The organism is Mucilaginibacter sp. P4_D1 (assembly GCF_056401935.1).
The window spans coordinates 1-26,054 of record NZ_JBFUIJ010000062.1; the positions used below are offsets into that span (position 1 = coordinate 1).

General features: G+C 44.3%; 22 protein-coding genes and 1 tRNA gene. 4 read left to right on the top strand and 19 right to left on the bottom strand.

Annotated features, from left to right (window positions below; translation table 11 throughout):
• Positions 1-107: 107 nt before the first annotated feature.
• Positions 108-181 (top strand) — tRNA-Pro (locus tag AC1DV1_RS28695).
• 335 nt (positions 182-516) lie between these two features.
• Here AC1DV1_RS28695 and AC1DV1_RS28700 read toward each other — a convergent pair.
• From AC1DV1_RS28700 to AC1DV1_RS28725, 6 genes are all read right to left on the bottom strand, one after another.
• A complete protein-coding gene (locus tag AC1DV1_RS28700) occupies positions 517-1,488 on the bottom strand; it encodes an ROK family protein (protein ID WP_477367276.1) in 972 nt (323 codons plus the stop codon).
• A gap of 9 nt (positions 1,489-1,497) precedes the next feature.
• Positions 1,498-2,973 (bottom strand): family 43 glycosylhydrolase, encoded by a 1,476-nt coding sequence (locus AC1DV1_RS28705; protein ID WP_477367279.1) that lies wholly within the window; start codon positions 2,971-2,973, stop codon positions 1,498-1,500.
• A 24-nt stretch (positions 2,974-2,997) separates the two neighbouring features.
• Positions 2,998-4,371: a sugar porter family MFS transporter gene (locus AC1DV1_RS28710; protein ID WP_477367282.1), complete on the bottom strand. Its 1,374-nt coding sequence runs from the start codon at positions 4,369-4,371 to the stop codon at positions 2,998-3,000.
• A 60-nt stretch (positions 4,372-4,431) separates the two neighbouring features.
• The gene (locus tag AC1DV1_RS28715) at positions 4,432-6,120 is read right to left on the bottom strand and encodes a RagB/SusD family nutrient uptake outer membrane protein (RefSeq protein WP_477367285.1); all 1,689 of its coding nucleotides are present in this window, start codon (positions 6,118-6,120) and stop codon (positions 4,432-4,434) included.
• Between the two features lie 17 nt (positions 6,121-6,137).
• Positions 6,138-9,215: a SusC/RagA family TonB-linked outer membrane protein gene (locus AC1DV1_RS28720; protein WP_477367288.1), complete on the bottom strand. Its 3,078-nt coding sequence runs from the start codon at positions 9,213-9,215 to the stop codon at positions 6,138-6,140.
• A 188-nt stretch (positions 9,216-9,403) separates the two neighbouring features.
• Positions 9,404-10,420: a LacI family DNA-binding transcriptional regulator gene (locus AC1DV1_RS28725; RefSeq protein WP_477367291.1), complete on the bottom strand. Its 1,017-nt coding sequence runs from the start codon at positions 10,418-10,420 to the stop codon at positions 9,404-9,406.
• A 320-nt stretch (positions 10,421-10,740) separates the two neighbouring features.
• Here AC1DV1_RS28725 and AC1DV1_RS28730 point away from each other — a divergent pair, with 320 nt between their 5' ends.
• The gene (locus AC1DV1_RS28730; RefSeq protein WP_477367294.1) at positions 10,741-10,917 is read left to right on the top strand and encodes a hypothetical protein; all 177 of its coding nucleotides are present in this window, start codon (positions 10,741-10,743) and stop codon (positions 10,915-10,917) included.
• 185 nt (positions 10,918-11,102) lie between these two features.
• On the opposite strand, the gene AC1DV1_RS28735 is transcribed toward AC1DV1_RS28730, so the two are convergent.
• From AC1DV1_RS28735 to AC1DV1_RS28760, 6 genes are all read right to left on the bottom strand, one after another.
• Entirely contained in the window at positions 11,103-12,152 is a 1,050-nt protein-coding gene (locus AC1DV1_RS28735; protein ID WP_477367297.1) for a DUF4097 family beta strand repeat-containing protein, read from the bottom strand.
• Positions 12,153-12,312: 160 nt separating this feature from the next.
• Positions 12,313-12,639: a type II toxin-antitoxin system RelE/ParE family toxin gene (locus AC1DV1_RS28740; protein WP_477367300.1), complete on the bottom strand. Its 327-nt coding sequence runs from the start codon at positions 12,637-12,639 to the stop codon at positions 12,313-12,315.
• Positions 12,629-12,844 (bottom strand): hypothetical protein, encoded by a 216-nt coding sequence (locus AC1DV1_RS28745; RefSeq protein ID WP_477367303.1) that lies wholly within the window; start codon positions 12,842-12,844, stop codon positions 12,629-12,631. Before AC1DV1_RS28745 ends, AC1DV1_RS28740 begins: the two co-directional genes overlap by 11 nt.
• 249 nt (positions 12,845-13,093) lie before the next feature.
• Positions 13,094-14,185, bottom strand: a complete 1,092-nt coding sequence (locus tag AC1DV1_RS28750; protein ID WP_477367306.1) for a phosphatidylinositol-specific phospholipase C1-like protein — start codon at positions 14,183-14,185, stop codon at positions 13,094-13,096.
• Between the two features lie 81 nt (positions 14,186-14,266).
• A complete protein-coding gene (locus AC1DV1_RS28755) occupies positions 14,267-15,895 on the bottom strand; it encodes a RagB/SusD family nutrient uptake outer membrane protein (RefSeq protein WP_477367309.1) in 1,629 nt (542 codons plus the stop codon).
• A gap of 22 nt (positions 15,896-15,917) precedes the next feature.
• Positions 15,918-18,914: a SusC/RagA family TonB-linked outer membrane protein gene (locus AC1DV1_RS28760; protein ID WP_477367312.1), complete on the bottom strand. Its 2,997-nt coding sequence runs from the start codon at positions 18,912-18,914 to the stop codon at positions 15,918-15,920.
• Positions 18,915-19,382: 468 nt separating this feature from the next.
• Between AC1DV1_RS28760 and AC1DV1_RS28765 the strand changes: the two genes are divergently transcribed.
• Together AC1DV1_RS28765 and AC1DV1_RS28770 are read left to right on the top strand one after the other, a co-directional pair.
• Positions 19,383-20,873 (top strand): sensor histidine kinase, encoded by a 1,491-nt coding sequence (locus tag AC1DV1_RS28765; RefSeq protein WP_477367315.1) that lies wholly within the window; start codon positions 19,383-19,385, stop codon positions 20,871-20,873.
• 9 nt (positions 20,874-20,882) lie between these two features.
• On the top strand, positions 20,883-21,572 hold the full coding sequence (locus AC1DV1_RS28770) for a LytR/AlgR family response regulator transcription factor (protein WP_477367319.1): 690 nt from the start codon (positions 20,883-20,885) through the stop codon (positions 21,570-21,572).
• A gap of 24 nt (positions 21,573-21,596) precedes the next feature.
• Here the strand turns inward: AC1DV1_RS28770 and AC1DV1_RS28775 are convergent, their stop codons facing one another.
• The 7 genes from AC1DV1_RS28775 to AC1DV1_RS28805 all read right to left on the bottom strand — a co-directional run bounded on the left by AC1DV1_RS28775 (position 21,597) and on the right by AC1DV1_RS28805 (position 25,658).
• Positions 21,597-22,805, bottom strand: coding sequence for an acyltransferase family protein (locus AC1DV1_RS28775; RefSeq protein ID WP_477367323.1), 1,209 nt, complete (start codon positions 22,803-22,805; stop codon positions 21,597-21,599).
• A 137-nt stretch (positions 22,806-22,942) separates the two neighbouring features.
• Entirely contained in the window at positions 22,943-23,617 is a 675-nt protein-coding gene (gene trmD / locus AC1DV1_RS28780; protein WP_477367326.1) for a tRNA (guanosine(37)-N1)-methyltransferase TrmD, read from the bottom strand.
• 106 nt (positions 23,618-23,723) lie between these two features.
• Positions 23,724-24,095, bottom strand: coding sequence for a VOC family protein (locus AC1DV1_RS28785; protein ID WP_477367329.1), 372 nt, complete (start codon positions 24,093-24,095; stop codon positions 23,724-23,726).
• Positions 24,096-24,155: 60 nt separating this feature from the next.
• On the bottom strand, positions 24,156-24,542 hold the full coding sequence (locus tag AC1DV1_RS28790) for a VOC family protein (RefSeq protein WP_477367332.1): 387 nt from the start codon (positions 24,540-24,542) through the stop codon (positions 24,156-24,158).
• Positions 24,543-24,557: 15 nt separating this feature from the next.
• Complete coding sequence (locus AC1DV1_RS28795; protein ID WP_477367335.1) at positions 24,558-24,758, bottom strand: helix-turn-helix transcriptional regulator; 201 nt, start codon at positions 24,756-24,758, stop codon at positions 24,558-24,560.
• Positions 24,748-25,215, bottom strand: a complete 468-nt coding sequence (locus tag AC1DV1_RS28800; RefSeq protein WP_477367338.1) for a hypothetical protein — start codon at positions 25,213-25,215, stop codon at positions 24,748-24,750. The genes AC1DV1_RS28795 and AC1DV1_RS28800 overlap by 11 nt, the downstream gene beginning before the upstream one ends.
• Positions 25,212-25,658: a hypothetical protein gene (locus AC1DV1_RS28805; protein ID WP_477367341.1), complete on the bottom strand. Its 447-nt coding sequence runs from the start codon at positions 25,656-25,658 to the stop codon at positions 25,212-25,214. Before AC1DV1_RS28805 ends, AC1DV1_RS28800 begins: the two co-directional genes overlap by 4 nt.
• Between the last annotated feature and the right edge of the window lie 396 nt (positions 25,659-26,054).

The window sequence follows — 26,054 nt, forward strand, 5'->3', positions numbered from 1 at the left end:
ATATATATATTTGCATTCCCTACATAGTTCGGGATGTAGCGTAGCCCGGTATCGCGTCCCGACCGGAAGTCGGGAAGATCGGAGTCGTTCATTATTTAAAAACAGTTCGGGATGTAGCGTAGCCCGGTATCGCGCCAGCATGGGGTGCTGGAGGTCGGAAGTTCGAATCTTCTCATCCCGACTTGAAAAAGAGTGATTAAGAGCATATCATAGTTGGTTTTGGCCTTTTATGATATGCTCTTTTTAGTTTGTTTACGGTTCTGTTTACCTTTTTTACCTGCCTACAACTAGTGATCGCTACAGATCATACGGAATTACTCGGTCGGCCCTCCCACAGAATATCCAACCGGTTCAAGTATCGTTATTGCAGCAGGATAAAAATGGACTAAAATGTTAAATTTTATAACCAACTCAACAGCCGTCGCCTACGGCTGTTGAGTTTTAAGAGCAAATACATTAACCAATAACGTAGTATAAAGAACGAGGCGATTGTTTTTTAATGGAGGAGCGATAATTTTACACGTCCTTGCTTATTAATGCCAATGAAAGGGCCGCCATATCTCCTATATTTTCATGAAGTCCGGCAGGCACTATCCGGCAGGCTTCCACCGATTCGTGATAGGCCTCTTTTTTAATCACTTCCATCATAACCGGTTCAAGCAACTGCTGCACACGGCCGTAAATGCTGCCCAGGATAATCATTTCGGGATTAAGGATATCCATAAGCAGGGCCAGGCCGCGGCCGAGGTATGTTGCGCAGGTTTGGTAAACGTCAATAGCGGCCTCGTCGCCTTTAAGGGCTGCTTCGGCTATAGTTTTTGCCGTAATGTTTGGCAATTGGTCAATACTGTTACAAAAGCCAACCTTTTGGCCAACCTGGAGTTTCTCGCGGGCTTTGATTTGCCCCAACTGGGCAATACCACCGCCACTACAATAACCTTCAAATGAACCTGCCTTGCCAAAGCCAACCGGCCCCGTTTCTGATAACCGGATATGACCAACCTCGCCAGCCAGGTCGGATGGGCCCGAATAAAGCCGGCCATTCAGAATTAAACCGGCACCCATCCCGGTACCGAAAGTTAAAAAGATGAGGTTATCGATACCTTTTCCCGCCCCATATTTCCACTCGGCAACGGCACAGGCATTGGCATCGTTTTGCAGCAGAGTTTTTACTTTAAACCTTTCTTCGGCCATTTTTACAATAGGGACCCTGTCCCAGCCAATTAAGTTTGGCGGCGATAATATTAACCCCTTTTTGCTGCTTAACGGTCCGCCGCAGCTTATGCCTATACCTTTTAAATCGCCGGTGTTAAAATGGTGCTCAAACAATAAATACTCTGCTGTTATAAACAACAGGTCTATCATTTCATAAACGGGTTTATTTGTGGGGATAACCCGTTTGTCAACAATGATAAGCTCGTCATTATCGGCAACCTTACCTAATATTACCGCGCACTTTGTACCACCAATATCAAATCCTAATAGCATATATATATGTTAATCTTGTTTAAGAGGGCTTACGGTGATTGATTTAAAATTCACTTTGCCATGCTTGGCATAAAACCAGGCAAAATTTCCGTTTTGTTCATAAGTGCGGTTAACAATGGTACGTTTATGGTCTACATCCACGTCAATGATCCCATCCTTCATTACAATATCTATTTTGATGGGTTTACTTAAGCCATCAACACCCTCAATAGTGGTATTGCCCAGCTTTACCGTTTTATTAGGGGCCGAAAAATTGAGTCGGTACCCCCCCTCGGTACGCTCGCCCGAGCGCAGGTAAAGCCCAAATTCTTCGCTTGCACCAATTGGCTCAATCTCGAGCGTGATGCGGCAATTAAGCGGTACGTTTTCGATATGTGCCGAACCAACACCGCCCGGCGATTTGATGGTTACGCTGTTGTTATCGCCAGATGAAGATTGCTGGTCGCTTATAATTTTAAGATCCACCGGCGTCATAGTTTCGGGGACCATCTCTGCCGGAAAACTGGTGGTGAGGGTACCATCGGATTCCTGTCCAACTTCCCTGAACAGGGAGTTACCTCCAAAAATTTCGCCGTTGTTGTCTTTACCTTCAAACCGGTTGGGTACCCAGGCGGCGGCAATGCGCCTGCCGTTTTTAAATTCGCCCGTTTTAACCACGTTCGACCAATCTTCGTTCAGGGCCTGGTAACGCGGTGCCTCCCAGGGCCCGTATGGTTTTTTTGATTTTACGTATGATGTATTACTGTTATCGCTGTAAACCAGGTAGTACCAGCCTTTCCAGAAAAAGTAATCCGGGCACTCTGGTGTTGAAGCCTGCCCGGTAAGGATAGGCTCGTGAACGGTCCAGTTTTTCAAATCTTTGGAGGATAAGTGTACCAGGGCACCGCCGTTGTTTTTCATTACCGTGTTTTCCTGCCAGCTGGATACAAACAAATGGAACTCGCCGGTTTTCTCGTCTACAAAAACCTTGGGGTCTCTAAAATCGCGCTTGCTGTAGCCAGGGGCCGATGTATAAAAAGGATTGGGCTTTTGCTTTTCGAAGTTTACGCCATCGTTGCTGATGGCATAGCTTAACTGCTCGTTCACCTTGCCCTCATTAAGCAGGCGGGTTGCGTAAAAGGCGTAGTATTTGCCTTTGTAAAACACCACCGAACCTGTACAAATGGATTTTTCCCAGGGCTCATCTATTTTAAGCACTAAAGGGAATTGCTGCCAGTTTTTTAAATCAGACGATTTGCTGAGCGCCCATTGGTGGCCGCCCAAACCGTTCAGACTTTTATGGTGTGCCGAATCAAGCAGCCAGTAATAATAATAAACCCCATCTTTTGAAAAGGGTATGCAATCGCCCACAAACAGGTTGCCCTTGGGCTTAAAGTACTGCATGCTTTTGGTTGATTGAACTGTCGGATCGTACTTAACGCCTAACTGTGCCCTGGATATGAATGCTGTGGTACACAACAAGCACGCGAATAGTATTTTTTTCATATGATGTTTGGATAAATAATCAGGTTAAATTTCTTTCGGGCTATCGCCATTGCGCCAATGATTTTCAATAGCCTCCAACGATTTTCCTTTAGTTTCGGGAATATAATAATATCCCCATACAGCACCGACAACGCAAATGAGGGCATAGCTCCAAAAGGTATAATCGATACCGAGGTGGTTTACCAGTTTTAAAAATGTAAAGGCTATAACAGCGTTAAAGCCCCAATGTGCCAGCGAGCCTATGCTCATGCCCACGCCGCGCACGCTAAGCGGAAAAACTTCGGAGATAAGCAGCCAGCCAAGCGGCGCCAGGCTTATGGCTATAAAAATGATATAACAAACGATGCTGAGCACTGCGAAAACGGGCAGACTTGCACCCAACGCTTCTTTAAAATGGAAACAAGCGCCCAGCAGCGCAAGTGAAGGGATCATGCCAAAGATGCCGACAAAATACAGTTTGCGCCGGCCGACTTTATCCAGCAAGAATACCGAAAGCAGGCATGCCAGTACATTTACCCCACCTATAATTATAGCCGGGATGATGCTTGCCGTATTGCTTACCATACCCGCTATTTTAAAAATAATGGGCGAGTAATAAATGATGGTATTAACCCCCGAAAACTGCTGAAAAAAGAAAATACCAATGGTGATGATAAGCGGCGCGCGTAACCAGGGCTTTAGTATTTCGCCGGCAGATACTTTAAGTTTGGATGATGTGGTGATCTCATCCTGTAGGTCGGCCAGCGTCTTATCTACCATATCGGCATCCTCCAGTTTCAGGATTATCTTTTTACCCTCGTCCCAGCGGTTTTTACTGATAAGCCAGCGCGGGGTTTCAGGTAAAAAGAACATTCCGAAAAGTAGCACGGCCGCAGGCACAAAACCAACCAGGAACATCCAGCGCCAGCTTTCATTATTACTATCGTTTGATAGCCAGTAATCTGTAATGTATGACAGCAGGATACCCAAGGTTATCATTAGCTGGTTTAACGTAACTAATGCCCCTCTTACCCGCGCGGGTGATATTTCGGAAATGTACATGGGTACCACATACGATGTAATGCCAATGGCAAAGCCGATGATGATGCGCATAACTATCAATACCAACACACTTGGGGCGTAAGCACAGCCCAATGCCCCCACAGTAAAAATGATGGCATTGATGATGATCATTTTTTTACGTCCGATGATGTCGGATAGCTTCCCGCTGGTAATGGCCCCTATAACCGCACCGATGAGCACCGTAGTAGTTATCCATTCAATACTGGCATCACTAAGATGCCAGTATTGTTTTAAAAAAGGTAATGCCCCTGAAATAACCCCGGTATCAAAGCCGAACAACAGACCGCCGGTTGCTGCAACCACCGCTATTAACAGGACATTGGATTTTAGTTTCATATTGTTTTGGTTAGAAGCCTGGATTTTGCTTATATAATCCCTTACTATAATTGATCTGGTTTAGCGGGATTGGTAAATATTCATCCCTGCCTTTGGTAAATATTCATCCCTGCCTTTGGTAAATTTAGCAGTTTTAAGGTAAGTACGTTTGGTAGATTCGGATGTAAAATAACTATTCAGGTAGGTATCGGCAATGCCCCATCTTACCAGGTCAAAAAATCTGTTACCCTCCATGGCAAACTCCAGGCGACGTTCCTTGCGCAGGGCCTGACGGGCGTAATCCTGTGTCCAGGTACAGTTGATGCCAGGCTGATAAGTTGTTACTTTATACCTGGATGTAAATGATCCATCCGCCTGTTTTAACCTGGCCGTGCTGTTGGCAGCACGCTGCCTTATCATATTAATAAGTGGCAAGGCTTCCAACGGGCGGTTCAGTTCTATAAGTGCTTCGGCTTTCCAAAGCAGCACATCTGCAAACCTGATGAGTTCCCAGTTTTTGGAGCTTGACATAAAGGGCGGTATTTTTTGGAATGACGGGTCATTTGCCGCGGCATCATCCTTCATGCTGGTAAAAGGCCCGTAAATGGCTGGTGCACGTGCCCATGAAGTTTGGTATACAAAAGTAGGCACATACTTAAAGGGATGGCCGGGGATACCAACCGTATGGTCAAGCCTTGGATCGAACGTTTGATTTAAAAAGTCGCTCGCTTTGGTGGCATCGGTGTTGTTATAGCCGGTAAACAGGGGCAGCCCGTCGGCATCTGTTTTAAAATTGTTTACCAAGTCCTGGCTTGGTATATGTTGCCAGCAGCAGCCATATTCTGGATTCATGGGATAGGTAAGCGAATGCCCCATATCTATCCGACCAAACGGTGTGCCATCGTTTTTAGAATATTGGATAGCAAAAACCGACTCAGGGCCGTTCTCTGTAGCGGCCAAAAAGTTATCGCCAAAATCGCCGGCCAGGGCGTATCTGCTAAAGCTGATCACGCTATCGCAAAGACCAACTACCTGGTTTAATTTAGCCTGGTCGATGCCGGTTACAGTATGCTTATCATCCTGGGTATAGGCCTGGTACAGCAATGTTTTGGCCAGGTAGGCCAGTGCGGTGTATTTATTGGGCCTGCCCTTGTCTACTTGTGTAGCAGGCAGGGAGTTTGCCGCAAACCTGAAATCGGCAGCTATTTTGTCCCAAAGCTGGGTGCTTGTTAGGGCCGTATTTGATATGGTTATGTAGGTATCGGTTGGCGCGTTTTCATCAATGTAAGGTACCTGGTTCCATAGTATTTTGGCCATAAAGTAATGGTTGCCCCGTAAAAAGCGCAGTTCGCCCTGCCTTGATCTTTTAAGCGGATAATCGGCTTCGCTAATGGTATTTACGCGCAGCAGGGCATTGTTGGCCCGGGCTATATTATTGTATATCTGCGCCCACATCTGGTCGGTAAGGCCATTGGTGTTTTGGTTGGTTACAAAGGTTTCGTAATCGTTCCATTCGCTGTTGTCTCCAACCCCGTCGCCGCCTTTGTAGGCGTCGCCGCTACGCATGCTGCCCCATGGCCACAGGCTGTTTGATGTATGCAGGTTTTCGTTGCCAAGCGCGGCATACGCCGATGTTACCATCTTTTCTACATTCACCGGTGTGTTTAATTGTTCGCTGGCAATTACGCCCTGTGGCTGTTCGTCAAGCGCCTTTTTACAGGAGGCAAGCGCCCCAAGCAGGCAGGCTATCAGTAATAAATATTTTTTCATGTTGTTGAGTTTTACAGTTAAAATGAAAGATCTAACCCGATGGATGTAATAGCGGGGATAGGGTACGCGCCATATGGATTTTCGGGATCGGTGGCTGTGTACGATTTACTTTTTACGGTAAACAGGTTATTGGCCTGCAGGTAGATCCTTGCCCGCTGTACTTTAAACTTTTTAAGGGCATCCTTCAGGTTATAACCTATCTGTAAATTGCGCAGCTTCATATACGACCCGTTCTCCAGGTAATAGTTAGATGTGCGCGCCTCGTTATTCCTGTCGACCAATGTTAATGCCGGTATAGTTGAGCCGGTGTTGGTTGGCGACCATGCCTTTAACACCCTTTGCCCCCAGTTGGTACCTGGCCATATGGAAGTAAAATCTGTATAGTTTTTGTACGAGTTGTAAACCTGGATTCCCTGTACACCCTGGAAAAATAAGGCTACATCAAAGTTTTTATACGAGAGGTTGAAATTTAATCCATAAGTGAAATCGGGATTGCCGCTGGTTATAAAATCACGGTCGTTATTATCAATCACATTATCGCCGTTAAGGTCTTTATACCTGATGCGGCCAATGCCCTTGCCCGGCTGCGCGGCGGAGTTGGTTACCTGGTCCTGGCTGGTAAATAAACCATCGGCCACGTAACCATAAATAGAGTTGATGGAGTGGCCGATAATGGTTTGCGTAGTGCCGTTACCCGGGTAGGCCGTGATCACCTCGGATGGTATATAAGTTACCTTATTGCGGAAGGTTGCTATATTACCGCTGATGGTAAAGTTCAGGTCTTTATTGATCTGACCATCATAAGTTACCAGAGCCTCGATACCCTTATTTTGCATAGATGCGCCATTAAAGGTTTTGGTACCACCTTCGCCAATTACAGCCAGGTAACCGGGCGTGATCAGGATATCAGATGTCTTTTTCACAAAGTAATCGACCGATCCGGATAGTCTCTGATCGAACAGGCCAATGTCGATACCAAAGTTGGATTCCTTTGTGCCTTCCCATTTCAGTGAGCTGTTGCCTTCCTGGATCTTGACAAAGCCCGATGGCAATGTTCCGGTGCCTGCGCCGGTAATGTCATAGGCGGTGCCCCTATCGGCGGTAAATGTTGGAACAGTACCGTAAATAGCCGCGTAAAGCGAATTGGTGGCGTAATTGCCTATGGTTTGGTTACCGGTTTGCCCGTAGCCGTAACGCAGTTTTAGATCAGAGATAGCGGGAATCTGTTTGATAAATTCCTCCTGGCTTAAACGCCAGGCCACCGTTGCAGATGGAAATGTACCGTAGCGGTTGTTGGCGCCAAAGCGCGATGAACCATCGCGGCGGATAGTAACAGAGGTCAGGTACTTATCATCAAAAGTATAGTTTACCTTACCAAAGTAGGAGAGGAGTGAATATGCCCCGCCATTACCCCCGTTAAGGATGTTTGACGAACCTGCATCAAGGTATGCGTAATTGATATCCTCTAAAGCATAACCCTGCCTGCTGCCTGTAAAGTTTTGGTTCATGTAGTGGATAGATTCCTGCCCGGCCAACACATTTACGCGGTGTCTTTTAAGGTTGAGATCATAAGTAAATGTATTTTGCCAGATGAGGTTACCATCAAAGTTTTGCGAGTTGGCAACCAGGTTTGAAGGATCGGTAAGGAAACCTGAAACGTAGGATTTACGCAGGGTACGCTGGTACAGCCCATCATAATCAACCCCGTAGGTGGTTTTAAAATGCAGGCCGGGTAGTATGGCCAGATCCGCAAAGGCGTTGCCTGTTATGCGGCCAAAATAGCTTTGGTTTTGTTTGTTGTCCTGTATCAATCTTACCGGGTTTTGCCTGTCGGTCATCCCGGCAGCCGGGCCGCCCCAGCCGCCGGTAATTGTATATACCGGCACAATTGGGTTTTGCACCAGGGCCGTGAACAGCACCCCGTTAACATCAATAAGGCGATCGTTAATAAACGAAAGGTTAAAGTTCTCGCCCACCTTTAAGCGCCCGTTAAAAAAGTTGTAATCGGAATTTAAACGAATGGTGGCTTTTTTAGTATGGGTTTGTTTTACAATCCCCTTATTATCGTAATAACCTACCGAAAAAAAGCTGTTGCCCTTTTCGCCGCCGTTACTAAAGGCTACGTTATAGTTTTGCAGCAGGGATGTTTGTCCAATTTCATCAAACCATTTAGTATCCGCGGGCTTCATGGTTTTGGCTCCGTCAATAAAATCGGGCAGTATTACTTTGTTTAATAACGGGTTAGCAAAATCCTTATTCCAGTCAAACTGGTATATCTGGTTATTATTGGGGTCGGTACCGTCGTTAATAGATGCCTTAAAGTAGGCTTCGCCATGCTGCTGTGTGTTTAGCACTTTTAGCTTACTGTTGTAATACTGTAAGGACGATGACGCGTTAACATCAATGCGGCTAACGCCCCTTTTGCCTTTTTTGGTAGTTACAATAATTACGCCGTTGGCCGCCCTTGACCCATAAATAGTTGCCGACGACGCATCCTTCAGCACCTGCATCGATTCAATATCCGCTTGGTTTATCTCTTCCAGGCCGCGGGTTGTAGGTACACCGTCAATTACATATAACGGATCGTTATTATTCAGCGTTCCTATACCACGGATACGCACTGTGGTGCCGCCTTCGGGCGATCCGTTGGTAGTAATGTACACACCTGGCACCCGGCCTTGTAAAGCTTTGGTAGCGCTTCCCTGCGGGATGTCTTTAATGTCGGTCATTTTCACAACCGCCACGGCGCCTGTTAAATCGGCCTTTTTCTGGCTTTGGTAACCGGTTACCACCACCTCGTTCAGGTTGCCCGATTGAGGCTCAAGGGCAACCAAAACCGGATAGTTACCTGCTTTAACGGTGTAAGTAAAAGTTTGCATCCCCACGTATGAGAATGTAATTGTTGAATTTAAAGCAGCCGAAATACTGAATTTCCCATTAACGTCAGTGATGGCGCTTGTGCTGTTTGTTTTTACAGTAACCCCTGCCAGAGGTGCTCCCCTGTCCTTTTCGGTTACGGTGCCTGTTACCAGCTTTTGCTGGGCATACACCCCGGCGTAACAAAGCATAAGAATGATGGTTAAAAATTTTTTCATACTAATTTGGGTTTAAATTTTGGTTTCATAATCATCTCATTAAGCTTGGTTTTATTAAGGAGAATTGCACTTTAATCGATTAAAGTAATGAGTAATAGTTATGTTCATATATCAGGTTGTTTTATTTTGGGGTTTATATTTTGGTTTAAAATTTGCTTTAATCGTTTAAGGTGGCGGGGCAAAAAAAATTATCGTTCCCGGCATGATTTTCCGGCCACAAACGTGGAGTTAAAACTAAGTCGTTTATGGATCTTCTTTTTATCAATAAGGCCAACCAGCGTATTAACCGCGGCGTTCCCCATTTCTTCCAGTGGCTGCCGCCCATGGGTAACGGGGCAATAAAACAGGTCGAACGCGTCGGCCTCGTCAAAACTTAATAAGGAAATATCTTCCGGAACCTTTACGCCTAACGTGTTAAACCGTTTTAACGCAGCAATGGATAAAGTATCCGTAGCCAGGAACACCGCGTCGCAGCTATCGGAAGGGTTCGTGATACTTTTTATCACCCCTTCCATATCCTCGTTCAGGAATTTTCCCCTCACTTTCTGCAGCCATTCCGGGCGTTGCTCCAGGTGGTTATCCTTTAGGGCATCCAGGTATCCCCGGTTACGCTCCTGTAAATGAAACAGGTTAGTTTCCAGGTTAATAAAACTTATCTTTTTATGGCCGGTGCGGGCAAGGTAGGTGGTAGCATCGTATGCGGCCTTATAATTATCCAGGGCTACGTAATTGGCATCTATCTCCGGGAAATACCTATCTATCAATACAAACGGGATTCCAGAACGCTGAAGCATCAAGATCTGCTCCTGTGATTGCTCGCCGGGCACCAGTATCAGCCCATCCACCTGCCGGTTAACCAACACATTGGTAAGCTCGACAAATTTATCGGCGTCCTCATTGGTGCTGCCAAAAATTACGGTGTACTTTAGGCGTTTGGCTTCGGCTTCAATGGCGCGGGTAATGCCGGTACTGAACCTGTAATTAATATCGGCCACCACCAGCCCAATAGTGTGTGTTTTTTGCATACGCAGGCTTTTGGCTACCTGGTTGGGCTGATAATTGAGCTCGATAGCTGCAAGCCTTATTTTTTCGGCATTTTCCTTACTTACCTGTTTTTCTACAGCCTGTCCGTTTAAAACATACGAAACCAGTGCGGTGGAAACACCAACATGCTGGGCGATATCTTTCAGGACCACTTTTTTCACAGAAATACAGGTATTATAATTGGGCTAAATTGGAATTGAATTCAAATGTAGCACTTTAAACGATTAAAGCAAATAAAAAAGTTTTTTTTGTTATAAGCCTACATTGAGTGTGGCAGACCTACCGGCTGAAAATTCAGAAGCCCTTGGCGGCCCGGAAGTTCGAATCAAACTACGTCCCGATCCGATAGTAGCAAACTGCGGACATTTCGAATCTTACGCTAACCTGAACACGTCATGCTTGTCTATAAATATCCCTGAAGCGTTTTTTCTCTACCACCTGTTTTTCAGATATTTATACGTCAACTTAGCAAGCATTGACAATGATCAATTCTGAAATATCCCCGGCAAACAGCGCGCGTATCCACTCCATAGATATTTTACGCGGAGGCATCATGATCCTGATGGCCGTTGATCATGTTCGCGTTTATTCTGGCATGCCATCCGGCGGCGCCGATCCTTCCATCTTTTTTATCCGATGGGTTACCATCCCGAAATAGAAACTTTATTGAGGCAGTACGGGGCAACTGATATACAAAATACACGTGGGTGAACTTATAACATGCTCCTTTGGAAAACATCTTTTTGAAAACCGGAGCAAAGCTGTTACTTTTCTCTAAACACAAAAAAAGCCCCTGACCTTCCAGCCCTGAGCTTCCACTATATGGTTGATTGGTTTGTTTGCTTAGTTAAACCTTACACTAACGTTACCGCTAGAAGCTTCGGCCGTTACCGGTGCGCCGCCGCCGTTTACAGTGCCTTTGATATGTTCGTTGTCCCACTGCCCGGTAAATCCATTTATTTTTGATGGGTGCTGGTTAATGGCATCGCCACGGATATCAAGGCTGAGGCCCTGGTTTGCAGGCAGCTGCAAATCGATATTGCCCGAGCTTACATCCAGTTTCAGGAACTTACCTACTTTAACCATTTGCGCACGCAAATTGCCGGCGCTTGTTGATGCGTCAAGACTGCAGTTCATACCTTTAAGGTCGATGCCGCCGCCCGATGTACTGGTAACCAGCTCGCCTTCAATATTGCTGCCTTCAACACCGCCGCCGCTGGTATGGGCATTTACTGTACCATTTAAATTTTCGAGGCGCAAGCCACCTCCAGATGTTTCCAGGCTGATTTTACCTGTAAGGTTTTTAGCCTCAATACCGCCACCGCTTGTTTGCAGGTTAATGTTATCGCCGCTGTTGGTAACCCTTATTCCGCCGCCCGATGTGGTGCCTTTGATGGTGCCGTAAAGCCTGTCAACTTCCAAACCGCCGCCGCTGGTGGTAAATGTTTCATTGCCTTTTAAGTTATCCAAACGGATGCCGCCACCGCTTGTTTTCAGATTGGTAGCAACCTGTTGCGGAACAAATATTTTAAACGATATGCTGATTGACTTTTTCCAGCTAAAGCTTTGGTTTTCATGCTTGCTTTTGGCTATGGCACGTACTTCGTGTCCGGTTACGGTTACGCTTAGGTCGTAATCTTCATCAAGGCGTTTTTTTATTTCCTCTTTAGATAGATCGCGGCCGTTATTACCCCTGATGTATACTTCAACCCTTGGTGCCTGCCCGGTGCGCCCGCTTACTTCAATACCACCGGCCGATGTGTTTACCACAACGCTGCTGATGGCATCGCTTGCGAGCGATTTGGTTAGGTATGGGGTTTTGCCGTCATTATCCTGCGCTATAGCCGCTATGGTTTGGCAGGCAAGTAATGCCGAGAGAATATATGTTTTCATGATGCTTTTGTTTGGTTTATGTAGATAAGACAGCGGTAAACAGAAAATCGTTGCAGGGGGGTGGATAATTATTTCAGAAAGGCAGTTATACGTCCGTCCAAAGCAACACGGCTATCGTGTTGTAATTCACAACCGTCTCCGAAAATGCGTAAAACGAGAACTAAAGAATATAATCTAATAACTGTAACAACTCCTTATCTGTGATTGTCGATTGCTCAGATTTATCATACATATAAAGCAAGTAAACTTCTTCTTTTTTAACTACAACACACGAAATCACCCTTGCGCCACCAGCCTTGCCTTTGCCCTTAGACGCAATTGCCATCCGGATTTTATAGCAATCATGGCCAATGGCTGTACCAAGTTCAGGGTTTTCTGCCAGTTTGTTAATTAGTATTGTCAGTTCAACTTTAAGCGAAGGGTATTTTTTCAAGTACCGTTTAAACTGTTTGTCAAACGGCTGGATGGTACGAACACTATAGCTCATTCAATAGTTCGGATGCCGGACGGCTTTTGATCTTGCCCGCTTTTACTTTTTCAGCAAGAGCCAACGCTTTTTTAAGATGAGTTAACTCTTCCAGTACCTCAGCATCGGGAGCAGACAGATGCTTGGCTTTTACGTAAGAAAAGCCTTTAAGCAACTCCAGAAAGGCGTCGGCTTTGTTATCAGCTATGTCAATTACCAGTTTCATTTATCTTATCCTTATACTACAAATATATTATTAAAACATTAAAAAGTAAATAGAATATCAGACCCTTTGAGCGTATAACCATGTTGTTCTAATTAGCTATTTACACATCAAAAATATATTTCTCTAACAAAAAAGGATCCTAAGTTATCTAAAGATCCTTTTCCATCTAATACATATTGCTTTCAGTTTTCGATTAGTTACCTCCAGACTCCATTAAACCCTTTGATGTATCACTACTTTAATGGCTTGTTATTTTCCACCAACTGCCGCCGTTGCCTTAAACAACGGATCAACTTTAAAATAGGTGCCATCAGCAAAACTGATCACGTAATCTGATTTAAAGTGAGTGCTTTTTTTGTAGTAGTCGGTACTGATGATTTGTGCGCCCGATTTTTGCGCGGCGGTAAATGCGCTTTTGTCGTTGTTACGGGCCTCCTCGGTGTCCGAGTCGGCACGGGTGCGGATGATGTAGCCTTTTTTTACCAGTGTCTTTATTGCAACAAGGTCTTTTTTAGCATTGTTCATAATGTGGATAGCGGCTTCAGGAGTGCCGGGCATAGCATCTGCAAACAATACCCTGCCTTTTAGCGATGGGTGGCCGGCAATGTAGGTAGCTCTTTTTTTGCCTTTTTCATCCAGGATAAATATAAACTTCCCTTTGGCTGCTTTAAGCGTTGGCCAGTTGTTGTGCAATACCGCCGCTTCAAGGGTTTTATATTTGCCCCTTACATCGTCGGGGGTTATTACGTATTGTTTGCCCAGGTAATCTAAAATCTCTTTATCTAATGCAGCAAATGTGGCCGCGTTGAATTTTTCGGGGATGGTAAAGCCGGGCTTCTTCATCGGCTCATCCTTAGCGTTCATGGTAATAAAAACAGGGCTATGACCGGGATGGGCGTCACTCCATTTTTTTAACTCCTGCAGGCAAAGTTTAAAGGTTAAACAGTTACTGCGGTAATCAATATCCTGCACGTGAAAAACCTTAAAGCCGGGAGCTTTCATTACGCCTTCGGTATCATAAGCCGGCTGGCCAGGTACCCAGTCCAATCCTTTCGGGTGGGCATATTTGCCACCTTTGGCATCGGCATAAACATCTATCTCGAGAGCGCCAAGGCCCAAATTAAGCTGATCTGACAGACCGATGTGTTCATAATCAATTTTACTCATACCAACAGAATCGCGTTGCTGCAAAAACTTAAACAGTTTGGGATCGATGGCCCGCTTGTAGCTGTTGTGCGATCCGATCACCTGTATTTTGTTGATGGTAATATCATCCGGATCGTTTTTTAAAACGGTTAGGGGGAATAAAAGGCTAAACAGTAAGCCGCTAATGAGTTTCATAGTATTATATTATTTAGCTATCAAATTAAAATGAAATAAGCGCAAAAGACATGTCCTTGCGCTTATTATCATTAACAAATATTAATAACCAGGGTTTTGCACCAGGTTAGGATTTGTTTTTAATTCGGTTGATGGAATTGGGTATAACCTGCGGGTAGGATCGGTGTTCATTTTCAGGTCATCCGTTTTACCACCGGCAACCGGCAGCGGATACTCTTTTTCAAACAAACCATAACGGATCAGGTCATTACGACGCCATGCTTCCCATGAAAGCTCACGTGCGCGCTCATCCAGCAAGCCATCCAAATCAATTGACGAGGCTACCTGCGCGTGGGCACGGGTACGCAGCTTATTTACCAATGTAAGCGGGATTTGCACTTCGCCGTTTATGGTAGTTGGCGTTGCCCCGCGTAATATAGCTTCTGCTTTCATCAGGTAAACATCAGCCAAACGGAATACCGGTACATCATTACTGTTTAACCGGGTTGCCTGAATGATGTTAACATCCGGGTAGTATTTTAGTGAACGTACCCCTTCTGATTGCGAAGTAAGCACATCATTACCCAAATCCATTGGCTTCAATCCTGTTAAGGTTAAAGTGGGAATGATGTTAATTTGTGTGTTTGGCGGAACGCCCGCAGCTCCCACAGGATAGTAAACCGGCTGATTGGTAAAGCCGCCGTTACCATCCGGATAATATTGCGGACCAGCAAGCCATGTTTTGGTACGGTCGTCGCCCGGAATGTTAAAACGGTTGTAAAACTCGGGCGTAGTGCTCATGGCAATACTTAAACCCACGTTAAAGCCGTATGCATTAACCAGGTAGTAAAAGAAACCAAAACGGGTAAACTGGTTGCCCGGTATTTGCTGATCGTAAGGTACTGCAAATATGGTTTCATTAATTGCAGGGCCATTTGTTGGCAAAAATATGTCCCTGTATTTAGCATCCAGGAAATAGTTGGTGTTGGCCTGTACGCTATCGCACATGGTAACGGTTTCCTGGTAACGGGTGGTACCAGTATACACGCCGGAGTTGAGGTACATTTTTGCAAGCAAGGCAAACACCATACCTTTTGTTGGGCGGCCATATTGCGATACGTTTGTTGGTCCGTTATTACTTTTAGCCGGCAATAAAGGTAAAACGGCTTTAAGTTCGCTTTCAATAAACGCGTACACCTTGGCTCGCGGCTGATTAGCGGGCTGTACAGTTACCGGAAAATCGGTTATGATAGGTACGTTGCCGTACAAATCCATCATAAAATAAAGGTACAGGGCGCGCATTGCTTTAACTTCGGCAACAGAGGCCGCTTTTTTTGTAGCCGATGATGATGACGCGTTAATTACGCTGATGATACGGTTACAGGTGTTGATACCGCCAAAACCCCATTGCCAAACACCTATTACGTTGGGGTGGTCAAAAGTCCAGGTGTGGTAGTGTAATTGCCTGTATTGGCCGCCATCGTCAAAGTTACCGTCGCGGGCAGGCAAAATGGCCTCATCGGTAGACATGTCCTGCATACGCCAGTAAGGCACCGCGTAGCTTGCAGACAGGTTTGAATAAATAGTGCCCAGCAATGCAGTATAATCGGCATCGGTAACCGGGAAATTTGTTTTTACGTATTGTGATTCAACAGGTACATCTAATTTTGTACATGAATATGTGCTCATGATCACGGCAATTGCGGCACATATTATTAATATCTTTTTCATCTTTTTATCTCCTTCTTATTTTTTAGAATTGTGCAGTTATGCCTAAGCTGAACGTGCGTGTTTTAGGATAGAAATCGCGATTATCGATACCCGGGGTCAGGCCGCCAATATTAATTTCGGGATCAACGCCACGGTATTTGGTGATGATAAAAATGTTATTGCCCGATGCATAAAAACGCAGGCTTTTAAAGGCCTGGATATGTGGCTTAATGGTATAACCCAAAGTAGCGTTATCTAAACGCAGGTATGAACCACTTTCCAGGAAACGATCAGAGATCAGGTACGCATTGATATCCTTAAATGATTCGCCTAACGTAAACGTAGGGATATTCTGCAATTTTGAGTCGGCCGGGTTGTTTAGCGAGGCAAGGGTTGCGTTCAATACTTTGTTTCCATATACACCACGTACCAGGAAGTTTAGGTCGAAGTTTTTATAGAAGAAACTATTGCTCCAGCCGTAAATCAGTTTAGGTTGCGCATCGTATTTAATAAACTGATCGGAGGTAAGCGGTTGGGTAGCGGTTGTTGATCCGTCGGCCTTTTGATAGGTACTTACGCCGTTAGCGTTTTTACCTAAATAATGCCACAGGTCAAACGTACCAATAGCATAGCCAGGCTGAATGATCTGGCTGTAGTTACCTGACTGACCTTTACCGCCTAACTGGGCTGTTTGAATAAAGTTAAGGCCAAACTGGCTGTTTGATAAACTTTGTACAACGTTTTTGTTATGCGAAACGTTGAATGAAGTACGCCAGGTAAAATCGCGTGTTTTTACCGGCACTGCGTTGATAACAACCTCGATACCACTGTTTTTAATTTTACCTACGTTAGCCGTATAGAATGGATAGAAATACAATGTGGTTGATACCGGGTAAGTGTAGATCAGATCGGATGTTTTCTTGATATAGTAATCAACCGAACCGGTGATACGGTTGTTCAGGATCCCGAAATCCAAACCAATGTTGGTGGTTGCTGTACTTTCCCATTTCAAATCGGGGTTATCATTACGTACAGGGCCAATAGGGTTAACAATATTACCATTGCTTAAAAATTTACCGCCGCCCGGAGGAACACCGTAAATTAACCTCGCGGTAAAGGCGTCGAAGCCTAAACTGTTACCTGATACACCGTAACCAGCCCTTAATTTCAGGTCGCTGATAACCGGAATAGATTTCATGAATTCTTCGTTAGTGATCTTCCATCCTGCAGAAACAGCCGGGAAGTAACCATGGCGCTGGTTAATACCAAATGCCGATGATCCGTCTTCCCTGAGTGAAGCCTGAAACAGGTATTTATTCGAAAATTCATATTGGCCACGTGCGTAAAATGATATGAACCTCAAAGTTGAGATATAGTTAGGATTGAAAACTATTTGCGAAAGCTGGGTGGGATTAGAAAGGGCCAGGAAGTTATAAGTTAAAGCATCATTTGAAAAGCCCTGAGTTTGCACACCAAATCCATCATTATTACGATCTTGCTGATAAGAGTAACCGCCTAATAACTTCAGCGAGTGCTTACCAAAAACACGATCATAGTTAAAATAAGCCTCAACAACGTTGCTTGTATTAGTGTAAGCACTGCGTACAGCTACACCATTTGCGTTAACATATATGCCCGATTGGCTTGTAGAATATGTATTGACGTTGTTTTGTTCTTTTTGCGTTGACCCAGATATGGTAAACTTTAACCCGTTTAATATATCCACAGAGGCAAAACCATTGATGAGCGTTTTGTTATTCTCTGTTTTGGTGAAGTTGTTATTGATTAAGCTCAGCGGGTTTAACGGGCCACTACCAGTACGGGAGTAGTTTTCCTTGTAGGTACCATCGGGGTTAAAGGGGCTAACCGTTGGCAGGTAGAATAAAATACCCGATAACACCTGGCTTTGAAATATATCGTTGTTTTTGGTAACACTGTTGGTAAGGGTGATGCCCAGTTTTAAACGATCATTAAAAAACCGCTGGTTAATATAACCTTTGTAAATAGTACGCTCAAGGCTGGTATTTCTTAGTATACCATTGTTTTTCATATAGTTTACACTTGCGCCATACTCCGAATTGGTGCCAGCGCCGCCATATGAAAGGTTATGGTTTTGAGAATAACCTGTTCTTTCGGCAAGCTTTTGCCAATTGGTATTGGAACCGTCATCATCAGTAGGCTTGGCCAATGCTTTTACACCATTGTCGGCCAGGTATTGGCGCAACTGATCGCCGGTAAGTACGTCAATGTTTTTTGATACGTTCTCAACAGCACCATAACCGCTGTAAGTTAACCTTGTTTGCCCGGCTTTGGCCCTGCGGGTAGTAACTATAATTACACCGTTTGCAGCACGTGAACCGTAAATAGCTGTAGACGACGCATCTTTTAACACATCAATGCTTTCAATATCCGCCGGCGCAAGCAGATCGATAGAAGCGCCAGGTACACCGTCGATAACATAAAATGGCTGTTGCGCAGCACCCTCACGCAGGGTTGATGGTCCCCTTAAAATAGTTGCAGGCTGTTTGTTAGGGTCGCCGCTTTTGGTAATGTTTAAGCCAGCTACCTTACCTTGTAAAAGTTCGGCGGGAGTAGTTAAAACGCCCGCGTTAAAATCTTCGGCTTTTACCGATGTAATAGCGCCGGTTACATCTTTACGGCTTGCCGTGCCATAACCGATAACCACAACGTCCTTAAGCTGCTTGATATCGGTTACCATAGTAATATTTACAACCGTTTTGCTACCTACGGTTACTTCTTTAGGTACCGAGCCTAAAAACGTAAACTTCAAAACGTCATCGGCGCCGCTTACGGTTACCTGGTAAACACCGTTGCTGTTAGTTGTTGTAGCTTTGCCTGTACTTTTTACAGTTACCACAACACCGGGCAGGGGAGCATTGGTTTCATCGGTAACGGTACCCCTGATTGAGGTGCTTTGCGCAAATGCGCTTGCAGAGGCTATCAGCATAAAAAGCAGCAGCCCGGCTACTTGCCGAGCGTCGTAAAATAGCCTTAAAATGAATCTGTAGTTTTTTTTCATAGTGTTGATTTAATTTTATACCCTTTTGTGTAAGATTATTGCCGGCCCAAAGAATATTAGCCAACGATATTTTTGTGCAAAAAAACGCTTATGTTGTTAGCATGAAATAAAATAGATGTTAACTTATCGGCAAATAGGTGCCGGATAATAATTGGTTATGAAACCAAATTAAATAAAATTATGCCTGATTTTTAGGGAAATAAAAAAATAAACATCTTTTTCCCAGTTCCAAATGTTAACTAATGATTAACAGCGCTTTAAGAGATTTTCCAGGCGTGTAAATATTACACCAAATGGAGCCGGGGATTTAGAATATCATGTGGGCAATAATAAGCGCAGCGGCTCAGAAGCCTCTTCGTGACAGCATTCGTCACATTTTTTGGGTGGTTTATCACATTTTAATTATTCGGACAAATAGCTTTTGTACCATTGTACCTGTAAACACATATACCTTAAATCACACAAGCAATGTTTAAGCAAATAACCTTTAAGTTTAAAAACGATGTAACCCGGATTGAGTTTTGGGTAGTAACCGGCTGCATTATAGCGGCGCTGCTGCTTTCGATATTTGATATTTTGAGGGATAACCAAATAACAGCGAATAACATGCTCCGGGCGGGGCAGCAATTTGTTGCTCCCGCAACATTAAGTACCACACTTATGCCCGTATTGTTTAGTTACCTGGTAACATTTATCATTTATATGCTGCTTTGCTTTTACCTTGCCCCTGCTTTTGAGGGCGATGGCGGAGATACATTAAAAGGCTCCCTGTTTATTTTTATTTTTATCGTGCTCTGTTATTTAGCGGGTATTATAAGTATATATTTCACGGCTTTACTCGCCCTTAAAATACTGTTCATTTATTTTAACCGCAATCGCCAAAACAGGGATAGCGCTTTATATTTTGAAGCTGCTTTACTTACCGCATCATGGATATTAATTAATGTTGGCTTACTGTATTTATCAACACCGACTACCCTGCGAATTTATGCTTCGTTCGATGCAGCGGCTGCAGTTGTATTATATCTATATGCTATGTATGTGCTGCTGCCAAACGAGAAGTTAAAGAACAAGAATATCCTCTATTATTTCTTCCGCATGTTCCTGCTTGCTTTACTGTCATCGCTGGTGTTGTATCTCATTTGCCTGGCCTTTGAAGGAGGAAACGGATTAACCAGGCCGGCCGCTATATTTGTACTGGTTATTAATATTGGCGACGCTGAAAACATCGCTACGTTGGTTTTTCTAAATTTTTTAACACAGTTGTTTATTGTAATGCCGCTGGCCCGCAATATTTATAAAAAGCGCAACGCCAAAAAGGATGAGGAGATTAAAACGCTTAAAACCGAACTTGGCCAATCCGACGCCAACCTTAACTTCTTAAAATCGCAAATCAACCCGCACTTTTTATTCAACGCGTTGAATACGCTGTATGGCACTGCCCTGCAGGAAAATGCCGAGCGTACCAGTGAAGGTATTCAAAAACTGGGCGACATGATGCGCTTTATGCTGGAAGAAAACGTACGCGACAAAATCCTATTATCGCGGGATATCGACTATCTTAAAAATTATATCCTGCTGCAAAAGCTGCGTACATCTGCTTCATCATCTATCATTATTGAAACCCAGATTGAAGACTACCAGGGCATGCTCATGATAACCCCGATGCTGTTGATTCCGTTTGTGGAGAATGCTTTTAAACATGGCATAAGCCTGCAAAACCCATCGCATATAAAAGTTACCCTGCAAACCGATAGCAACACGCTTTACTTTGATGTGCACAACAGCATCCACATACGCCATGATAACGACCCCGAGAAAGGGCAAAGCGGCATTGGGCTCGAGAATGTAAAACAACGGCTTGCGCTGCTTTATCCAAACCGTCACGATTTGGTTATTCATGAGAACGCCAAGGAGTTTTTTATGCACCTAACTATACAGCTGGATATTAATAATTAATTTTAAGGGATGATAGCTATTGCCATTGATGATGAACCCATAGCCCTTGATGTAGTAAAGGCGCATGCGGCCAAAGTTCCTTTTATTGAATTGCAGGAAACATTTACCAATGCGTTTGATGCGCTAATCTATCTGCAAAAAAACAAAACAGATTTGCTGTTCCTTGATATTAAAATGCCCGACATTAGCGGAATAGATTTTTTAAGCAGTATTGCCAACCCGCCGATGGTTATTTTCACAACGGCTTACTCTGAACATGCTGTAAAAAGCTTTGAGCTGGATGCCGTGGACTACCTGCTGAAACCGTTTTCGTTGCCCCGTTTTTTAAAGGCCTGTAATAAAGCCCACGAGTTGTACGTTTTGCGCAGCAAACCCGGCGGAGGAGAAGAGGAGACAGCAGCTATATTTATAAAAGATGGGTACGAACAAATTAAAGTTAAGCTGAACGACATTTTATTTATTGAAGCGGCCGGCAACTATACCAAAATATACCTGCAGGGCGGCAGCTCATTAAGTAGCAGGATAACCATTACCGATATGTTGCTGATGCTGCCTGCCAAAAAGTTTATCCGTACGCACCGGGCCTTTATAGTAGCCCGCGATAAAATCAGCAGATTTGACAGGGCGCAAATCAATATCAACGAGCACAGCATTCCCATTGGGGCTACTTACGCACAGTGCATGCAGGAGTTTCATTAACACAGACAACCACCAAAATCCTATCTAAATTTTAATGAATATTTTTTTTCGATACATCCAAAACAGGATAAGCCATTGTATCGCCAGCACAAGCGCGCCTTTAATGAGCGTACTGTAAGCATCGCCCAAAATCATATCGTAGTTTCGGCCCAGGTGAATATATAAACTCTCCCTGATAAAGGAGCCAAAACCATCGGCCAGCACGTAGGCCGCTATGGAGTTTGTGCCTATCACCACCAGCAGCAGCGGCCATTTTTTGTGCCTTGCTGCATCAATAACACCGTAGAAAAAGGAAAGCAGCAAAAAGCAGCATCCGCCGCTAAACAACACCCAGCCGGGCGTCCAGATGCGTTTTACAATAGGAGCTATGCCTGTAAAATGTAATAAGGCAGCAACGGCTATTAAACCAATCCCGGTTATCACAAAGCGGCACACCAAAACAAACGGTTTAGTGCCATTACGCAGTTGGTTGCCAGCCAGTAGGCCAATAATCATGGTGCCAAGGGTTGGTATAAAGCTGAGTGTTGCATAACCGCCATTGTTGTGGGTAAAGAAGGCTTCGCGGGGGAACAGGTTTAAAAACCAGCGGTCAAAGGCCCAGGCCAGGTTGGTGTTTTTATTCCAATGTGCGGCAAAACCAGTAAAGTTATGTTCCCAGTTTTGGGGTACACCTGCCGTAGCGTAATCAAAGCCACTGCCTGGCAAAGTGTATGCTGCAAAAGCAGCCCAATACCCCACAAGAATTACAATAAGTGCAATAATTTGTATCCGTTGCCCGCAAAAACCAAGTAAAAACAGGAAGGTGTACCCCAGGCCTATCTGGGTTAGGGTGTCTTCGAAAGTAAAATACGTTTGCTTAGACCACATAGAACGTAAAAAAATGCCCAGGGCAATAAGTATCACAGAGCGCAGCAAAGCATGCTTTAACAATGCGGGGAACTTATCACCTTTAGCCATGCGGCCGGCTATGGAAAAAGGCAAAGCAAGGCCAACCAAAAATGAAAACGATGGCTGGATCATATCATGAAGCGAACAGCCGGCCCAGGCAACATGATCCTGGTTAAAGGCCAGGATACTCCAAAACGTACTACCGGGCAGCTTGCTATACACCTCCTTAAATGACAGCGCTTCGCCCATCATCAGCATCATCACAAAGCCACGATACGCATCAACCGAGATTAGCCTGCTGCCACCAATTTTCGCAGCTTCTGTTACCGCAGGAGAGTTTTTCATTTGCCGGGGTTCTATTCACATGCAATATCGATAATTGCTTGATTTTTAAGCGCCGGCGCGAAAAAAATAATCTCTGGGCGGAGTGCCTGTCCTGCCGGGCGGATAAGCATTAAATGAAATCATGTCATGCAACCTCATCACTCCAGCAAATCCGGTCGCCTCAGCCTGGTGCGTTCCAAAGCTTGCTCAAAGCGCCATTTTTCAATTTCGGGAGTATTGCCGCTTAAAAGGATATCGGGTACTTTGTGGCCATTCCAATCGGCCGGGCGGGTATAAACCGGGGCATCCAGCATATCGTCCTGGAACGAGTCGCTAAGGGCCGAGGTTTCATCGCTGAGCACGCCAGGGATGAGGCGCACTATGGCATCCACCAAAACGGCTGCCGGCAGTTCGCCGCCTGATAGTACATAATCGCCTATGCTGATTTCGCGGGTAACATAAATGTCGCGGATGCGCTGGTCTATCCCTTTATAATGTCCGCATAAAATAATAATGTTGCCTTTAATAGATAGCTGGTTGGCAATGGCCTGGTTAAGTCGTTCGCCATCTGGCGACATAAATATCACTTCGTCATATTCCCTTTCGGCTTTTAGCTTTTCGATACAGGCTGCAAAGGGAGGGATGGTCATGACCATGCCGCTGCCTCCACCGTAGGGATAATCGTCTACACTTTTTTGTTTGCTGGTTGAGTAATCGCGCAGGTTATGCACATGAATTTCGGCAATGCCTTTTTTTTGGGCACGCTGTAAAATAGAATGTGCAAATGGGCTTTCCAGTAAACCCGGTAAAACAGAAATGATATCAAAACGCATGTATTGTCAGAGTCAAGAAGTTAGAATCAAGATGCAAGATTAAGCAAAATTGTTATTACCCAAAAACTCCTGTCTTGATTCCTGACTCTAATTTCTTGATTCTCTCCTACCCTCTATGCTGATAAATGCTCCATAAATTCCCGGCCGGATCTGTAAAAAGTGCCGTTATCTCCGGAAAATCTTTACCTATTGGTTGTACTATATTGCCGCCATTGGCTGCAATCGCTTCCACGGTAACTTCGGCATCATCAACCATAATAGAAATAATAAGGCCTGGTTCTGCCTGGGGCTTGCGGCCGGTTATCCACATGCCGCTTACCTGGCCCACACCATCATCAAAAGAGGCATTCCCCTGGTTATCCTGCCGGATATGCCAGCCAAACGTTTTTTGAAAAAAAGCCGCTGATACCGCGACATCATTCGCCGGGATTTCGATATAACAGATCTTGCCGTTACCAAAAGTTGGTTGGTTTGCCATAGCGTTTTTTATTTTAAGATTGTGTTTTTCGTCTTATCTCTTGATTCTAACTTCTTGACTCTATATCGACTTCTGTATCTGCCATCGGTGCCCAAATGGATCTTCAATGCCGCCTTGCCTGTAACCATAATCATAATCCTGCACAGGCGAGGTGGTTTTTGCGCCGGCAGCAACAGCCTGCTCAATAACGGCATGCACATCCGCTACAAACAGCCCAATAACGACAGAATGCCTGCCGCCTGTCAGGCTATGTAGGCCCGAGTGTAACGTTTGTTCGTGCAGGTGAAAGATGGCTCCGTTGATGGATAATTCCGACACATGTATAGTTCCATCATCGTTGCTGAAACGCCGGAGTTCTTCTGCGCCAAAAGCATCAATATAAAAGCTAATGTCTTTTACGCCATTGGGTATGGCCAGTTCGGGGGCAAACACAGGTTTATCTTTCATCGTTATCAGGGTTAATTAATCTTCATCATCTAATATAAATATAGTCTCTACCGGCTTGCCAAATACACGGGCTATTTTCAGGGCCAGTAAGGTAGATGGTACGTAGCGGTTGCTCTCGATTGTATTAATGGTTTGCCGCGATACCCCAATAGCCTGGGCCAAATCGGCTTGGGTTATGTTTTTAATGGCCCGCTCAATACGGATGTTATTTTTCATATTGCTCTTCTTCCCTTTTAAGTAAGCGGCTAAGCTGCCACATTTTCCAGCGAAAACGAATGATGAAAAACACCAACGGAATCCATAAATTTAAACGTAACATATCAATAAAATCTATCCCATTTGTTAAAAAAAGACTGGCTATCAACATAAAATAATTCATATATACAGCCCAACGTAATGACTCCAGCCGAAGTTGGGTTATCTGCTCATCTTCAATCTTTTCTTTGGCAAAAGCCACCAGGAACAAACCGCTTAAGACTAATAAAGTAGAGGCAATAAAAAACAGGTGCCCACTGGTGAATAATAACGAATCGCCCGCATTTACTGGCAACTCGTGGCTTTTGTCAATACCCGGACTTAAGGCTTCCCAAATAAGCCTTACAGGAATATGGGCAACTATAAGTGCATAGCCAACAAAGCGACTTTTATAGGGGAATAAAGCAAATGGTTTCATATTGCTTTGCTCGTTTCGTTTGTAATTCCCTTATTGAGTCGCCACATTTTCCATCTAAATCGTCCTATAAAAAAGATGAATGGCGTAATCACATTATAAGCAACAGCCTCCAAAAACTGAAAGCCATGAAGAAAAAGCACCGAAACAATAAAGATGCTGAAATTGACATATATGGCCCATTGCAATGAATCTAAACGGAGTTGCGATATCAGTTCGTCCTCATCCTTTTCCTTAGAGAATGCTATCAAAAACAACCCGATCACTATCGTCAGAATATTAACATCGTTGCCTATGGCCATGGACAAGGGCTGTGCTACACGTAATTCTTGAGCAAAGCCGTGTGGGTGTGCAATTTTCATGATGATGGCATAAAGGATATCAACACCGAAAAGCATGTACCCAATTGATCTGAACTTAGTAGGAAATAAAAAGCGTGTTTTCATCGTTGTAAAGTTTGATTACCAAATGTAAAACAAACTTTACAAATGTCAAATAAGTTTGACATTTTATTATTTAGATATAGTAAAGTGTAAGCAATTTTATAAAGTCTTGCTGTTTATCCAACAACTTCAAACATACTTACAGCCTTTAATGCAAAAGAGGCTGTATCATAAATCATGATCAGCCTCTTTTTTATTATTAATGGTTTATTGCTATAAAATCAATTAGTTATCTATGGTTTTATTTGTTTTAACAATCTGATTTTCATATATTTAAAGTATAGATATATGAGATATGGCAATCAGACAACCTGTTTTCAAACACTATGATCAGCAGCAAATATTAGCTATTCCGCCAACCCTGGAGGAGCTAATCCCGCAATCCCATCCGGTTAGAGT

Bases quoted from the DNA above. Each gene is read 5' to 3' on its own strand.
- AC1DV1_RS28760 (WP_477367312.1), bottom strand. From the start codon at position 18,914: ATGAAAAAAAACTACAGATTCATTTTAAGGCTATTTTACGACGCTCGG.
- AC1DV1_RS28700 (WP_477367276.1), bottom strand. From the start codon at position 1,488: ATGCTATTAGGATTTGATATTGGTGGTACAAAGTGCGCGGTAATATTA.
- AC1DV1_RS28745 (WP_477367303.1), bottom strand. From the start codon at position 12,844: ATGAAACTGGTAATTGACATAGCTGATAACAAAGCCGACGCCTTTCTG.
- AC1DV1_RS28795 (WP_477367335.1), bottom strand. From the start codon at position 24,758: ATGAAAAATAACATCCGTATTGAGCGGGCCATTAAAAACATAACCCAA.
- AC1DV1_RS28730 (WP_477367294.1), top strand. From the start codon at position 10,741: ATGATCAATTCTGAAATATCCCCGGCAAACAGCGCGCGTATCCACTCC.
- AC1DV1_RS28750 (WP_477367306.1), bottom strand. From the start codon at position 14,185: ATGAAACTCATTAGCGGCTTACTGTTTAGCCTTTTATTCCCCCTAACC.
- AC1DV1_RS28720 (WP_477367288.1), bottom strand. From the start codon at position 9,215: ATGAAAAAATTTTTAACCATCATTCTTATGCTTTGTTACGCCGGGGTG.
- AC1DV1_RS28785 (WP_477367329.1), bottom strand. From the start codon at position 24,095: ATGGCAAACCAACCAACTTTTGGTAACGGCAAGATCTGTTATATCGAA.
- AC1DV1_RS28710 (WP_477367282.1), bottom strand. From the start codon at position 4,371: ATGAAACTAAAATCCAATGTCCTGTTAATAGCGGTGGTTGCAGCAACC.
- AC1DV1_RS28715 (WP_477367285.1), bottom strand. From the start codon at position 6,120: ATGAAAAAATATTTATTACTGATAGCCTGCCTGCTTGGGGCGCTTGCC.
- AC1DV1_RS28755 (WP_477367309.1), bottom strand. From the start codon at position 15,895: ATGAAAAAGATATTAATAATATGTGCCGCAATTGCCGTGATCATGAGC.
- AC1DV1_RS28770 (WP_477367319.1), top strand. From the start codon at position 20,883: ATGATAGCTATTGCCATTGATGATGAACCCATAGCCCTTGATGTAGTA.
- AC1DV1_RS28740 (WP_477367300.1), bottom strand. From the start codon at position 12,639: ATGAGCTATAGTGTTCGTACCATCCAGCCGTTTGACAAACAGTTTAAA.
- AC1DV1_RS28735 (WP_477367297.1), bottom strand. From the start codon at position 12,152: ATGAAAACATATATTCTCTCGGCATTACTTGCCTGCCAAACCATAGCG.
- AC1DV1_RS28805 (WP_477367341.1), bottom strand. From the start codon at position 25,658: ATGAAAACACGCTTTTTATTTCCTACTAAGTTCAGATCAATTGGGTAC.
- trmD (WP_477367326.1), bottom strand. From the start codon at position 23,617: ATGCGTTTTGATATCATTTCTGTTTTACCGGGTTTACTGGAAAGCCCA.
- AC1DV1_RS28705 (WP_477367279.1), bottom strand. From the start codon at position 2,973: ATGAAAAAAATACTATTCGCGTGCTTGTTGTGTACCACAGCATTCATA.
- AC1DV1_RS28775 (WP_477367323.1), bottom strand. From the start codon at position 22,805: ATGAAAAACTCTCCTGCGGTAACAGAAGCTGCGAAAATTGGTGGCAGC.
- AC1DV1_RS28765 (WP_477367315.1), top strand. From the start codon at position 19,383: ATGTTTAAGCAAATAACCTTTAAGTTTAAAAACGATGTAACCCGGATT.
- AC1DV1_RS28790 (WP_477367332.1), bottom strand. From the start codon at position 24,542: ATGAAAGATAAACCTGTGTTTGCCCCCGAACTGGCCATACCCAATGGC.
- AC1DV1_RS28800 (WP_477367338.1), bottom strand. From the start codon at position 25,215: ATGAAACCATTTGCTTTATTCCCCTATAAAAGTCGCTTTGTTGGCTAT.